The sequence below is a fragment of the Azospirillum sp. B21 genome (genome assembly GCF_008364825.1).
In the GTDB taxonomy this organism is placed as follows: domain Bacteria; phylum Pseudomonadota; class Alphaproteobacteria; order Azospirillales; family Azospirillaceae; genus Azospirillum.
In genome coordinates this window covers 157,802-170,486 of record NZ_VTTO01000011.1, presented here as the reverse complement: position 1 = coordinate 170,486, position 12,685 = coordinate 157,802, and the positions used below count along the sequence as shown (strand labels likewise).

Sequence of the window (12,685 nt, the reverse complement as noted above, 5' to 3'; positions counted from 1 at the left end):
CCATGTCTCCCGACGACCTGCTGTTCGGCGACGAACAGGCGGAGACGTCGTCGGCACAGCCGTCCGTCGGCGTGGCCCCCTGGCCTATCCTGGTGGTCGACGACGACGAGCAGGTGCACGCGATGACCCGCGTCCTGCTGAACGACTTCGAGTTCGAAGGCCGCCGCTTTGCCATCGTCAGCGCCTTTTCCGCGGCGGAGGCACGGGCGATCCTGGCCGAGCGGACGGATTTGCCGGTGGTTCTGCTGGACGTGGTGATGGAGACCCCAGACGCCGGGCTGCGGCTGGTCCATCACATCCGCCGTGACCTGGGCAACCGCCACATCCGCATCATCCTGCGCACCGGCCAACCCGGTCAGGCGCCGGAGCGCGAGGTGATCGTCGCCTACGACATCAACGACTACAAGAGCAAAGCCGAGTTGACCGCGCAGAAGCTGTTCACCAGCCTCATCGGCGCGGTGCGCGGCTGGCGCGACCTCGTCACCATCGAGACCCTGAACCACTCCCTGGAACGCCGGGTTGCCGAGCGCACGGCGGAACTGGAACGGCAGACCGCGCTGGCCGACGAGCAGCGCCGCTTCATCGAAAATCTGGTGGAGATGATGCCGAGCCCGGTTTGGTACCGGGACGCCGCCGGCCGCAGCACCCTTTGCAACCGGGCCTTCCGCGAACTTTTCCCGGATGCGGACGACGGCATCGAAGGGACCATCGACAGGCAGGGGCGGACGGGCATCGGCACGGAGCCTTATTCTTTCGAGACCAGCGTGGTCGGGCCGGATGGAGCCCCGCGCGAATTGCTGGTGGTGAAGCGTCCGCTGACCGGGGCGGACGGCACGGCCGCCGGCTTGATCGGCATCGCCACCGACATCACCGAAAGACGGCGGATGGAGCATGAACTGCACCGTCTGGCCACCACCGATCCGCTGTCCGGCGCCCACAACCGGCGCCATATCCTGGACCTGCTGGGCCGGCTGCTGGCTGGGCAAGGTGGTGCCGACTCCACGCCCGGAGCCGGGGCGGCCTGCCTCGCCATGCTCGACATCGACCATTTCAAGCGCATCAACGACGCGTTGGGCCATGCTGCCGGCGATGCCGCCATCCGCAACGTGGTGGAGGAGATTCGCCGCCATCTGCGCGCGACCGACCAGATCGGCCGTATCGGCGGCGAGGAGTTCGCGATCCTGCTGGCGGATACCGGTCGGAACGATGGTGCGGCAATCGCGGAACGGCTGCGCAGTGGTCTGGCGGCGCTGGCGATCCCGTTGCCGGACGGCCGAGGGTTCCAATTGACCGGCAGTTTCGGCCTGACGGAAGTCCGTCCGCTCGTCGATACGGTGGAAAGCGTGCTGGGCCGCGCCGATCAGGCGCTGTACCGTGCCAAGGCGCTCGGGCGGAACCGGGTCGAGGTGAACTGACGACAGGTGAGCGGCCTGCGACATTTTGCTCGATCACGGCTTGACCGATGCCGCGGCAGCGGGTATTCAGATCCTATGAACACCACCGCCACCATGCGAATGCGAATTACCGGCCCGGCGCTCTGAGAGCGTCGGAGAGTTGCCGTCTTCGTGTTCACTGGTCGTGTGGAGAGTGTGGCGTGTCGCTGCACCCTGTGGTTCCCGGAACCCTCAATCCGGTTCATGACAAGTCCAACCGTCTGACCGCTGTCGCGGCGCCGCAGTCCGGTGTCCGTCTCGGCGAGCGAATGTGTGGCTCGGCGCGAATTATTCACCCGGTCCGCTGAGGCGGTCCGGGTCAAGCCCGTCCTACCCAAAATTCGTTCGTCGAGGAATTTCGCGATGCTCACCGCGCATGCCGATGCCGCGCGCACTCTGTCCGTCTGCACGCCTGTCCATTCCCCCGTGTTCGATGAGGAGCGTCTGCCGGCCTGGCTGCCGCTTTCGGCGATCACCGACGCTGCCCGGCGGCTGTCCGGCCAGATCGTCCGCACGCCCCTGCTCCATGCGTCGGCCCTGGGTCGCGACCTTTGGCTGAAGGCGGAGGTCTTCCAGGCCACCGGCGCCTTCAAGGAGCGCGGCGCGCTGAACCGCCTGCTGCGGCTGACGGCGCCGGAGCGGGCTCGCGGGGTCGTGGCGATGTCGGCCGGCAACCACGCGCAGGGCGTGGCTCTGCATGCGGCGCGGCTGGGGGTGAAGGCCACCATCGTGATGCCGGAGACGGCACCCCGCTGCAAAGTGGAGCGGACCGCCGCCCTCGGGGCCGAGGTGGTGCTGCACGGCGCCACGGTGGGCGAGGCCAAGGGCAAGGCGCTGGAACTGGCGGCTGACCGGCGGCTGACCTTCCTCCACCCCTATGACGATCCCGACGTGATCGCCGGCCAGGGCACCGTCGGGCTGGAGATCCTCGCCGACCGCCCGGATGTCGACACTGTGGTGGTTCCTGTCGGCGGCGGCGGGCTGCTGGCCGGCGTCGCCGCCGCTGTGAAGGCGCAGCGCCCCCGCGTGCGGGTGATCGGCGTGAGGCTGGCCCAGCGCGGCGGCCCGACACTGGCCGACGGCATCAACGTCCACGCGCTGGGCAAGCTGCCCCAGGCCATCGTCGACACGCTGGTCGACCGTGTGGTCGAGGTGGAGGAGGCGGAGATCGCCGCCGCGATGCGCGCCCTGCACGGCTCCTTCGGCGTGGTGGCCGAGGGGGCGGGTGCCGCCGGCGTCGCCGCGGTGCTGGGCGGCCGGCTGGGACGGACCGGACGGACGGTGGCGGTGCTGAGTGGCCGGAACGTGGACGGCGACACGCTGGCCCGGACATTGGCGGCGTGATTTCCGTGCGTTCATCACCAGTCGCTACCGTCTGTTACCCACTCCCATCCCTCTCCCGCGTTAGCGGCGGAGGGTTAGGGCGGAGGCAAACAAGCCGGCACCAAAGGACCGCTTCCGCACCCGTCCCCCGCAAATCGCATAGCTCCCCCGTCACCGAAGGGAAGTATGGATAGGTCAGTAGAAATGACCTATATTGGTTGTCGCGTGTAAACACACAGGCGACGCCGAAGGGTGATTGGCATGACGAACAATTCCGCCCCGACTATTTCGTCATCCCCTGCATCGGTCATTTACGACCGGCCGAAGGCGGCGCACAGTGTCTTTGACAATTTGCAGGGACAACTGTTCGGCGTTGTCATGACGTCGTTCGGCATTGCCATTCTCCATGCCGCCGGGCTGGTCACCGGGCAAGCGGCAGGGTTGAGCTTCGTGATTTCCTATGCGACGGGCATCGACTTTGGAATTCTGTTCTTCCTCGTCAACCTGCCCTTCTACTTCCTTGCGCTGGCCCGTATCGGCGTCGGCTTCACGGTCAAGTCGCTGGTCGCCGTGACTGGCATTTCCCTGCTGTCCAGCCTACTGCCGTCGATGATGAGCTTCAGCGCCATCAACCCCTATGTCGCCGCGGTGCTTGCGGGATTCTGCGTCGGGATCGGGGTGATCGGGCTGTTCCGCCATGGCGCCAGCGGCGGCGGGGTCGGCATCCTCGCCTTCTACCTGCAGGAGAAGACCGGCTTCCGCGCCGGCTGGCTGCAGTCGCTGTTCGATCTGGCGGTCTTCTCCGCCGCCGCCTTCGTGCTGGAGTGGCCGGCGCTGCTTGCCTCGATCCTGGGGGCGGCGGTGTTGAACGCGTTTGTCGCCTTCAACCACCGCGCCGACTGGTATGTCGCCCGCTGAACGGAGCGGGCCGCACTATTCGCGGCCCAGCACCCGGTCGACCACTGCATCGGCCCATTCGCGCGAGCGGAAGCTCGCCTTGGCTTCGACCGGGTCGTAGACGCGCTCGACCCAATCCCAGAATTCGATCGGGCGCTTCTGATTGTAGGCGGCGTACAGTTCGAAGAAGTAGTCGAGGATGCCGGTCTTCGCCTGCTTGAAGTGGCCGTAGCGCCAGGACAACTGCTTCATTGCCTGTTCGAGCGGCTGGCCTTCATGGGCGAACAGGTACAGCGTCGCCATGAAGCCGGCGCGGTCGGCTCCCGACTTGCAGTGCATCAGCGCCGGATAGGTCATGGTCTTGAACAGCTCGCGCGCTTTCAGAAGGGTTTCCTTCTTGGGCATGTCGCGGGAGTTCACCGGGAAATCGACCAGTTCCAAACCATGGGCGCGGCAGGCCTCCGCCTCCAGGATGTAGGAGGCGCAGTCGCGCGAGCCGCGCAGGTTCAGGATCGATTTGATCCCGTTGCGCGCCGCCGCGGCAATGTGCGAGGGCGAAGGCTGGCTCGCCCGGTACATGTTGGGCGAGATGCGGTAGGTGTTCGAATAGATCAGCCGGAAGCAGGCGTGGTCGATGAACACGCTTTCCAGATGGCCGAGCGCACGCTGCCACGGCGTCGCCATGCGGCTGCGGCTGCGCTTGATCGCGTCGGCCAGCGCGGTGGTGGTAACCGCACGCAGATAGCTTTTCTTCGCCAACTTAGACCTTTCGACTCTGACGGAACGCCAACATAGGCATGGTCGCCGTTCCGTCAAGAACCCGTGTCACGCCGACTTCCCCTGAAGCCGCACATACATGCCGTATTGCGCCGCAAGCGTCAGCACGATTTCCATGTACAGGTTGATCAGGCCGTTGGCGTAGAAGGCCGGGCAGCCGGTGTAATGGCGCTCCCCTGCCATTGCGGTCGGCTCGATTAGGTCGGTGTTCAGGACGATCAGGTCCTTGTCCGGGTCATAGAGGAAGGCCGATTGGTCGGGGCGCAGCGGGTGGATGGCCTGATGGTCGTCGGCCTCGATCTTTCCCGCCGCCATGAACTGGCACAGCATGCCCAGGCTGCCCATGGCGAGCGGCAGCACCTGCTTCAGGCTGCGGCGGGCGATGTCGTCATAGGCGGCGGCTTCCAACCCCGGACGCAGCAGCGGGGCTGCTTCCACCAGATTCCAGCAGACATGCAGGGCGGTGTGGCTGCCGGTCTTGGTGATCGACAGCATGTCGTAGCCCGACGGCCCATGCAGGACCGACTTCTGCAATTCGCGCCCCAGCACATAGCCGGCGGCGGCCATGTCGGTGATGGTTCCCTCGGTCCGGCAGCGGTCCTCCTCCACCATCACCTTGATCGCCCAATCCTTGATGATGGCGTCCAGCAGATGGCAGACGGAATCGCGCAGGAAGCCGACCACGCGGTCGGGATCGGCGGCGTCGATGCCGGCGGGATCGGCGAAATCCAGACCGTGCGGCGAGTCCGGCGGGGTCGACAGCACCAGATGGCCGGCGTCGTCCAGCGGCATGCGGGCGATGATGTGCTCCCGCAGATCGACGTATAGGAAGCCCAGCAGGGTGTTGATCGCGACCTTCTCGAAATCCTCCTTGCGGGTGTCGGCATGAGCCGGGCAGTGGCCGGCCAGATTCAGCAGTTCCTCGCTCAGGAGATAGCTCGGCTCCTCGGCGATGCGGTGCAGGATCGGCGCGAGATTGATCCGGGTCATTCCGGCCTCCTCATGCGCGGAGGCGTAGATGAGCGCGAAGTCGTTGGTCCGGGCCATCGGGCTCAGCCCTCCTGCAGGCGGTCGTAGACGGAATATTCCAGGGCCAGCCCGGCCACGATGTCCAGATACAGCTTGATCAGGTTCGTGGTGTAGAAAGCCGGACAGCCGGTGTAGTAGCGTTCGCCCGGCTTGGCGAAGGTGACGATGGGATCGGCGTTCAGCCGGATCAGCCCGTTGCCATCCAGCACGAAGGCGGTCTGGTCCTTGGGCAGCCGGTGCACCGCCAGCCCGTCGGCCGGCTCGATCCCGCTTTCCTCCATGTAATGGACCAGCATGCCGAGGCTGGCCATCGACAGCGGTACGATCTGCTTCAGGCTGCGGCGGACGAGGTCGTCGTAGAAGGCGGCGTCGCGGCCGGGCACCAGCAGCGGAGCCGCCTCCACCAGCGCCCAGCAGATGTGGATGGCGGTATGGCTTCCAGTCTTGGTGATCGACAGCATGTCGTAGCCGGCGCGCTGGTAGAGCGGCGAATGCTCCAGCACGCTGCGCAGGACGAAGGTCGCCGCCGCCTCCAGCGAGATGGCACCGGACCCCTGGGAGCGGAAATACTCCTCCTCCTGCACCAGACCGACCGCCCAGCCGGTGATCAGCCCGTCCAGCAGGTGGCAGGTCGCGTCACGCAGGACGGAGCAGAAGACGTCCGGCGCCGCCGCAGCCATGGCAGCGCGGTCGGCCGGGTCCAGCCCGTGCGGCGAGCGCGGCGGAATCGGCAGCATCGGCCGCCCTTCCGCATCGAAGGGCAGCGTTTCCGCGATGTGGTCGCGCAGCCGGTTGAACAGCAGGGCCAGCAGGCTGTTGACCGCCACCTTGTCGGCATCGTCCTGCGGGATCGGCGCCGAGCCCTCTGCAACGTCCTTTGGCGCGCCCTCGGCCTTGCCGGCATGGAACGGGCACTGGCCGCCGCCCTGCCGGAACTCCTCGCTGAACAGGAAGTTCGGGTCCGCCTGGATGCGCTGCAGGATATGGGCGATCGACACCCGCCCCAAACCGGCCTCGCCATGGGCGGTGTTGAAGGTCTGGGCGAAATCGTTGGAACGGCTGGGCAGGGTATCGGACATGCGGCGGCTTCCGGCGCGGAAATAGGGCGGACGGGCTACCCTAAAGGGAAATGCCGCACCCGCGCAACGGAGTGTCGTGTCGCGGCCCGATAATGTCCCGGCTGCTGCGTTATTTTGCCACGATCCGCCCTTCCACCGCGGACGTGACCGTTTTCTTGGATTCCACATGGTTCATCACGATGGTCGCCAGCAACACCGCCCCCGATGCATCGACGATCACTTTGGACCGTGGAAAGGCGGCATAGCCGTCACCGCCCTTCAGCATGTAATCGTTGGTCGCGACGCGATAGGTCGCCTGCGGGTCGATCGGCTTGCCGCCCACGGTTACGGACGTGACCCGGCGGCCGGCCGGGGCCTTGGGGTCATAGGTCATGGTAAGGCCCGACACCTGCGGGAAGCGGCCGGCCTTCTCCTCCACCTTGCCGACGCCGTGCTCCAGGGTGGAGATCAGGTCCTGCCCGGACATCTCGACCAGCACCCCGACATTGCCGAATGGCAATTCGGCGAAGATGTCGCGGCGGGTCAGGCGATAACCGGCGGGGTGCAGCGCATCGGCGCGGATGCCGCCGCCGTTGGTGATCGCGACATCGGCCTTCAACGTCTCGCGCAGGGCGTCGGCGATCAGGTTGCCCATGCTGGACTCGCGGCTGCGCACCACGTCCTTTCGGCTGTCCAGCTCGGTCGCGGTGGTGCCGATCACTGCGGCAAGGTCGCTGTCCAGCCGCCTGGTGTAGCCCTCGACCACCGCCTCCACCTCCGGGTCCGGGGCGACGCCGGCGGTGGTGACGAACCGCCATTCGGTGGGCAGGGTGGTGGTCGCCGGCCCCTTGCCGGCGTCCTTGGTTTCCACCGCCAGCTTGACGACGCCGAGATACCGGGCGTCCTGTCCGGCCTTCAGGATCAGGGTGGAGCCCTCATAGAAGCTGATCGGGTCATGGTCATGGCCGCCCAGGATCAGGTCGATGCCCTTGACCTTGGCGGCCAGCTGCCGGTCCTCCTCGATGGTCAGGTGGGTCAGCGCGACCACGACAGCCGCCCCCTTGGCGCGCAACTCCGTCACTGCCGCCGCGGCGGTCTCCAGAACCGGCGGGAAGCTGAGGCCGGGGCCGGCGCTCGACAGGCGGGCGGTGTCGGGGGTGATCAGGCCGATGAAGCCGACGGTGATACCGTCGACGGTCCTGGTCCAACTCGGCACCGTGGTCGCGAAGGCGGAGCCGTCGGTGGAACGCACATTGGTGCCGATCCAAGGGAACTTCGATTCGGCCATCCGCCGCTTCAGCGCGTCGACGCCGAAGTCGAATTCATGGTTTCCGAAGGTCACCGCATCGACGCCGATGGCATTGAACAGCGTGATCATCTGTTCGCCTTGCGTCGTCCCCGACAGCAGCGACGGCGACAGGAAATCCCCGCCCACGGTGGTGAAGGCATCGGGAGCCGAGGCGCGTTCGCGCTTCAATAGGGTCATCAGCGGCCCGAACCCGCCCTGCCCCTTCACCGGTTCGATCTCGTACACGTCGTTGATGTGCAGGAAGGTCAACGAGCCGTTCTGCGCCCAGGCCGGCATGGACATGCCGAGGATGGCGGCGATCAGCGGAGCGGCGAGAATGCGGGGGCGGAATGGCATGGGGCAGACCTCCGGCAAGAAGACGTTGCTCGGCGCACTCTAGACCAGCCGCCCGGCGCCGCGCATAGCGGCTTTGCGGTCCAAGCCATGCGATCCGGAGCGCCTGCGGCTTGAACTCCGCCCGCGACGGTCTCACAACTTGATGACACCCGTGCCAACGACGCGAGCCGAGCAGACCCATGCGCATCCTGGTCGTTCAGAACAGCCGCACCGCTCCCATCGGTCTGGTGGGCGACGCGCTGACCGACAACGGCGCCACCCTCCACACCATCGCCGCCAACGAGGGGGAGGCGATTCCCGAGAAGGACGGCTATGCCGGCCTCGTGGTGCTGGGCGGTCCGCAGGACGCCTGGGACGACGAGAAGGGCCCGCATTTCGGCAGGGTGATGGACGTGATCCGCGAGTTCACCGACGCCGACCGGCCGGTGATGGGCATCTGCCTGGGCGCGCAGCTCGCCGCCCGCGCCTATGGCGCCAAGGTCTACCGCCATACCACGCCGGAACTGGGCATCCACCGCGTCAGCTTGACCGACGGCGCGCAGGACGATCCGCTGCTGAGCGGCTTCGGTCCGGAGCTGAACCTCGCCCAATGGCATTACGACACCTTCGAGTTTCCCGAGGGCGCTGTGCCGCTGGCCTTCAGCGAGGCCTGTGACCGGCAAGCCTTCCGGCTCGGTCGCGCCACCTATGCCTTTCAGTTCCATCCGGAAGCGACCGCCGAGATTCTGCGCGGCTGGGCCTCCCGCATCCGGGACGAGGCGCGGGAGAGCAATGCCGGAATGCTGCATGGGTTGGAGGACGCAATCGCCACCCACCTGCCGGTGGCGGAGCAGTTCACCCGCGCGATGACCCGGCGTTGGCTGGATCTGGCGCGCTGATTACACCGCTGCCGGCAGTCTCGGTGAAGCGGGCCAGCAGGTCGGGGGTGTCGACGTCGTAGAGAATGCCGGCATCCTCCACCGGCACCTCGCACAGCCGGTCGGCATGCTGGCCGATCAGGCGCTTCGCCCCGGCATCGCCGGTCAGCGCCGCCATTTCGGTGAAGAAGGCGCGGTCCCACAGAACGGGGTTGCCCTGCTTGCCATGGGTCGTCGGCACGCAGATGGCGCGGCCTTCCAACGGACTGTAGGCAGCGATCAGCCGGTCGATCACGGCGGACGCCACCCGCGGCATGTCGCCCAGGCAGACCACCACCGCATCCGATTCGCTGGGAACCGCCGCCAGCCCGGCGCGCAACGAACTGCTCAGCCCCTCGGCAAAGGCGGGGTTGTGGACGAAGGTCACCGGACGGTCGGCCAGCGCCTGCGCCACGCTTTCCCCCTGGTGGCCGGTGACGACGATGACGTTGGCGGCTTGGGAGGCCAGGGCCGCATCGACCGCGCGGGCGACCAGCGGCGCGCCGTTCACCTCCGCCAGCAGCTTGTTGGTCGGCCCCATCCGGCTGGAGCGTCCGGCCGCCAGCACAAGCGCGGTGACGCGCGGCGCCCGCGGCGTCTCCGTGGCCACGCTGGCCCGCGGCAGAGGGCGCGTCGGAATCTCCGCCAGCAGCCCGCCGACACCCATCCGCATCACCTCCGCCCTGCCCGGCGGCACGCCCGCAGCGATGCGCTGCAGCACCCAATCGAAACCGTTCAGCTTGGGCGAGCGCGCGCAGCCCGGCAGGCCCAGCACCGGCTTGTCGCCGCGCCGGGCCAGCAGCAGCAGGTTGCCGGGGTCCACCGGCATGCCGAAATGCTCCACCACGCCCCCCGCCCGCTCGATGGCCGCGGGCAGCACGTCGCGCCGGTCGGTGATGGCGGAGGCACCGGCGATCAGCAACAGGTCAGCGGACGGCATCGCGGCGATCAGGTCGGCCAGCGCGCCCTCGTCATGGGCGCAGCGCGCTTCATGGATCAGCGTGCCGCCGAGAGCCTCCACCCGTTCCCGCGTCACCGCCACCGTCTTGTCGAGGACGCTGTCCTTCACCCCCGGCAGCCGGGTTTGGATCAGCGCCACCGACAGCGGGCGATAGGGGAGAACGGCCAGCGGCGGCGCTCCGGCGGCGGCCAGACGCTCGGCCTGTTCCACCGCGGCGGCGGGGGCGGCGAAGGGGATGATCTTGACGGTCGCCAGCATCTGGCCTGGTTCGACCGGGGCGAAATCCGGCAGGGTGGCGATGGTGACGCTCTCGTTGATCGCATTGATCGCATCGAGGCACGCCGGGTCGAGGCGGAGCAGGCCGCGCGCCTCGGCGAACAGGTTGACGCGGCCGGTGAAGGCGGCGGCGACCTGCACGGCGCCGCCCGCCACCGCGGCGGCGATGCGGGTGGCGGCGGCGTCCTCACCGATGTCAGCATCCGACAGCTTGGCGGCGATCACCTCACCGACGCCCGCGTCGCGCAGGGCAGCCACATCCCCGGCCGAGAGCCGCCGGCCCTTCTTGAAAACCAGCGCCCCCAAGCGGAGCGAATGGGCGAGGATGGCGCCCTCTGCGTCGGACAGGGGAAGCGGGCCGAAAAACATGGGGGCTCCGGGGCGGGCACGAAGGAACGCCATCCGATATGGCGACCCGGCCATCAGCAGGCAATGGCCGGGTTGCCGCCTGGGGCCGGCGCGACTCCCGTCCGGAGCCCCCCGTCAGGTCACGACTTCACGGCCACGCCCAACTTGGCCTGCACGGCCGCCAGACCGTCCTTGCCGTCGATGGTGGTGACGCCGTCCAGCCAGCCCTTCAGCACGTCGGGGTTCTTCTTCAGCCAGGCCTTGGCGGCGGCGTCCGGCTTCTTGTTGCCGTTCATGATGTCGTCCATCACCGCGTTCTCCATGTCCAGGGTGAAGGACAGGTTGGACAGCAGCTTGCCGACATTCGGGCATTCGGCGGCGTAGCCCTTGCGAACATTGGTGGCGACGGTGGCGCCGCCCAGGTTGGGGCCGAACCAGTCGTCACCGCCCTCCAGATAGGCCAGTTCGAAGCTCTTGTTCATGGGATGCGGCTCCCAGCCCAGGAACACGACCCAGCCCTTGTTGCGGGCGGCCCGCTTCACCTCGGCCAGCATGCCGGCCTCGCTGGATTCCACCAGTTTGAAGTCCTTCAGGCCGAAGGCGTCGGCCTTCAGCATCTTGTCGATGATCAGGTTGCCGTCGTTGCCGGCCTCGATGCCGTAAATCTTGCCGCCCAGCTTGTCCTTGAACTTCGCGATGTCGGCGAAGGTCTTCAGCCCGGCCTCGGCGGCGTATTTCGGGACAGCCAGCGTGTATTTGGCGCCTTCCAGGTTGACGCGCGTCACCTCGACGGAGCCGTCTTCCAGCACCGGCTTCAGGAAGGGCTCCATCGTCGGCATCCAGTTGCCGAGGAAGACGTCGAGCGACTTGGTCTTCAGCCCGGTATAGACCAGCGGCACCGACGACATGGTGGTGGTCGGCTTGTAACCCAGCGCGTCCAGCGTGACGGAGGCGAGCGCGGTCGTCGCCGCGATGTCGGTCCAGCCCACGTCGCCGAAGCGGACCGCCTTGCAGGATGCCGGGTCGGCGGCCAGCGCCCCGCCGGCACCCAGCGCCACCACCGCCGCGACACCGACGCCCGCGATCCCCTTGGCCGCAGCCATCCATCCGCTCATGTCCTCAACTCCTCTTTCTTGTGGTTCCGGTTCGTCCGGTCTGCTTTTCGGGCTGCGGATCAAAGCCCCTCTCCCTCGATGGGAGAGGGGTTGGGGTGAGGGTGGCTCCGGCGAAGGCCGGCAGGAAACTTGCTCCCCAGCTCTTCAAGCTGGACCGCACCCCTCACCCCAAACCCCTCTCCCGCAAGGGGAGAGGGGCTTTCATTCTTCGCCCGACGGCCAAATCCATTGCTCTGATCTGCCGTTTTCGTCATCGACGAAGCGGCGAAAATGGCGCATTTGTTGCGACGCAAGCCAAGGTTCCGGTTGTGGCCGGCCGTGGCGGAGATGGACAGGAGACCGCTCGCCCCATGCCCAAAGTCGGAATGGAACCGATCCGCCGCCGTCAGTTGATCGACGCGACCATCACCTCGATGGGCGAGCATGGACTGGTCGACACCACGGTCCAGACGATCAGCCGTGGGGCCGGCGTGTCGCCCGGCATCATCCATCATTATTTCGGCGGCAAGGACGAGCTGCTGGCCGCCACCATGCGCAGCATGCTGCAACAGTTGCGCGACGATGCGACCCAGCGGCTGGCGGCCGCCGATTCTCCGCGTGCAAGGCTGGAGGCGATCGTCGACTGCAACTTTGCTCCCGGCCAGTTCGAGCCGCGGGTGGTCGCCGCCTGGCTGGGCTTCTGGGCGCAGGCGCCGCACAATCCGGCGCTGTCGCGGCTGCAACGGATCAACGCCCGCCGCCTGCATTCCAACCTGCTGCACGCCCTGCGTCCCCTGCTGCCGGCGGAACGGGCGGAGCGGGTGGCGGTCGGGCTGGCGGCGATGATCGACGGGCTGTGGCTGCGTTTCGCCCTGACCGGCGCCATCGACGGCAGCGCCGCGCGGGCGGTGGCGCTGGGCTACCTCGATTCCGAACTGAACGCCTGAC

Annotated in this window: 11 protein-coding genes; 5 read left to right on the top strand and 6 right to left on the bottom strand. The window is 67.4% G+C overall.

The window, feature by feature from the left end; translation table 11 throughout:
• Window positions 1-2 precede the first annotated feature (2 nt).
• The 3 genes from FZ983_RS23400 (at window position 3) to FZ983_RS23385 (ending at window position 3,674) form a co-directional block, all read left to right on the top strand.
• Window positions 3-1,415: a diguanylate cyclase gene (locus FZ983_RS23400; protein ID WP_149225883.1), complete on the top strand. Its 1,413-nt coding sequence runs from the start codon at window positions 3-5 to the stop codon at window positions 1,413-1,415.
• A gap of 381 nt (window positions 1,416-1,796) precedes the next feature.
• Complete coding sequence (locus tag FZ983_RS23390; protein ID WP_149225881.1) at window positions 1,797-2,777, top strand: pyridoxal-phosphate dependent enzyme; 981 nt, start codon at window positions 1,797-1,799, stop codon at window positions 2,775-2,777.
• Window positions 2,778-3,017: 240 nt separating this feature from the next.
• Window positions 3,018-3,674 carry a YitT family protein gene (locus FZ983_RS23385; RefSeq protein ID WP_282187030.1) on the top strand — a complete coding sequence of 219 codons (657 nt, stop codon included), beginning with the start codon at window positions 3,018-3,020 and terminating at the stop codon, window positions 3,672-3,674.
• Window positions 3,675-3,689: 15 nt separating this feature from the next.
• Here FZ983_RS23385 and FZ983_RS23380 read toward each other — a convergent pair whose 3' ends face one another.
• From FZ983_RS23380 to FZ983_RS23365, 4 genes are all read right to left on the bottom strand, one after another.
• Window positions 3,690-4,412, bottom strand: coding sequence for a sulfur transferase domain-containing protein (locus tag FZ983_RS23380; RefSeq protein ID WP_149225879.1), 723 nt, complete (start codon window positions 4,410-4,412; stop codon window positions 3,690-3,692).
• 66 nt (window positions 4,413-4,478) lie between these two features.
• On the bottom strand, window positions 4,479-5,477 hold the full coding sequence (locus FZ983_RS23375; RefSeq protein WP_149225878.1) for a hypothetical protein: 999 nt from the start codon (window positions 5,475-5,477) through the stop codon (window positions 4,479-4,481).
• 5 nt (window positions 5,478-5,482) lie between these two features.
• Window positions 5,483-6,538, bottom strand: coding sequence for a hypothetical protein (locus FZ983_RS23370; RefSeq protein ID WP_149225877.1), 1,056 nt, complete (start codon window positions 6,536-6,538; stop codon window positions 5,483-5,485).
• 109 nt (window positions 6,539-6,647) lie between these two features.
• Window positions 6,648-8,162, bottom strand: coding sequence for a bifunctional UDP-sugar hydrolase/5'-nucleotidase (locus tag FZ983_RS23365; protein WP_149225876.1), 1,515 nt, complete (start codon window positions 8,160-8,162; stop codon window positions 6,648-6,650).
• A 179-nt stretch (window positions 8,163-8,341) separates the two neighbouring features.
• Here FZ983_RS23365 and FZ983_RS23360 point away from each other — a divergent pair, with 179 nt between their 5' ends.
• Entirely contained in the window at window positions 8,342-9,040 is a 699-nt protein-coding gene (locus tag FZ983_RS23360) for a type 1 glutamine amidotransferase (RefSeq protein ID WP_149225875.1), read from the top strand.
• Here FZ983_RS23360 and FZ983_RS23355 read toward each other — a convergent pair.
• A complete protein-coding gene (locus FZ983_RS23355) occupies window positions 8,997-10,664 on the bottom strand; it encodes a molybdopterin-binding/glycosyltransferase family 2 protein (protein ID WP_149225874.1) in 1,668 nt (555 codons plus the stop codon). The genes FZ983_RS23360 and FZ983_RS23355 overlap by 44 nt on opposite strands.
• A gap of 119 nt (window positions 10,665-10,783) precedes the next feature.
• Window positions 10,784-11,758, bottom strand: a complete 975-nt coding sequence (locus FZ983_RS23350; protein ID WP_149225873.1) for a choline ABC transporter substrate-binding protein — start codon at window positions 11,756-11,758, stop codon at window positions 10,784-10,786.
• A 350-nt stretch (window positions 11,759-12,108) separates the two neighbouring features.
• On the opposite strand from FZ983_RS23350, the gene betI reads away from it, so the two are divergent.
• Window positions 12,109-12,684, top strand: a complete 576-nt coding sequence (gene betI, locus FZ983_RS23345; protein WP_149225872.1) for a transcriptional regulator BetI — start codon at window positions 12,109-12,111, stop codon at window positions 12,682-12,684.
• Window position 12,685: the final 1 nt, after the last annotated feature.

Bases quoted from the DNA above. Each gene is read 5' to 3' on its own strand.
- FZ983_RS23390 (WP_149225881.1), top strand. From the start codon at position 1,797: ATGCTCACCGCGCATGCCGATGCCGCGCGCACTCTGTCCGTCTGCACG.
- FZ983_RS23400 (WP_149225883.1), top strand. From the start codon at position 3: ATGTCTCCCGACGACCTGCTGTTCGGCGACGAACAGGCGGAGACGTCG.
- FZ983_RS23385 (WP_282187030.1), top strand. From the start codon at position 3,018: ATGACGAACAATTCCGCCCCGACTATTTCGTCATCCCCTGCATCGGTC.
- FZ983_RS23365 (WP_149225876.1), bottom strand. From the start codon at position 8,162: ATGCCATTCCGCCCCCGCATTCTCGCCGCTCCGCTGATCGCCGCCATC.
- FZ983_RS23350 (WP_149225873.1), bottom strand. From the start codon at position 11,758: ATGAGCGGATGGATGGCTGCGGCCAAGGGGATCGCGGGCGTCGGTGTC.
- FZ983_RS23360 (WP_149225875.1), top strand. From the start codon at position 8,342: ATGCGCATCCTGGTCGTTCAGAACAGCCGCACCGCTCCCATCGGTCTG.
- FZ983_RS23375 (WP_149225878.1), bottom strand. From the start codon at position 5,477: ATGGCCCGGACCAACGACTTCGCGCTCATCTACGCCTCCGCGCATGAG.
- betI (WP_149225872.1), top strand. From the start codon at position 12,109: ATGCCCAAAGTCGGAATGGAACCGATCCGCCGCCGTCAGTTGATCGAC.
- FZ983_RS23355 (WP_149225874.1), bottom strand. From the start codon at position 10,664: ATGTTTTTCGGCCCGCTTCCCCTGTCCGACGCAGAGGGCGCCATCCTC.
- FZ983_RS23370 (WP_149225877.1), bottom strand. From the start codon at position 6,538: ATGTCCGATACCCTGCCCAGCCGTTCCAACGATTTCGCCCAGACCTTC.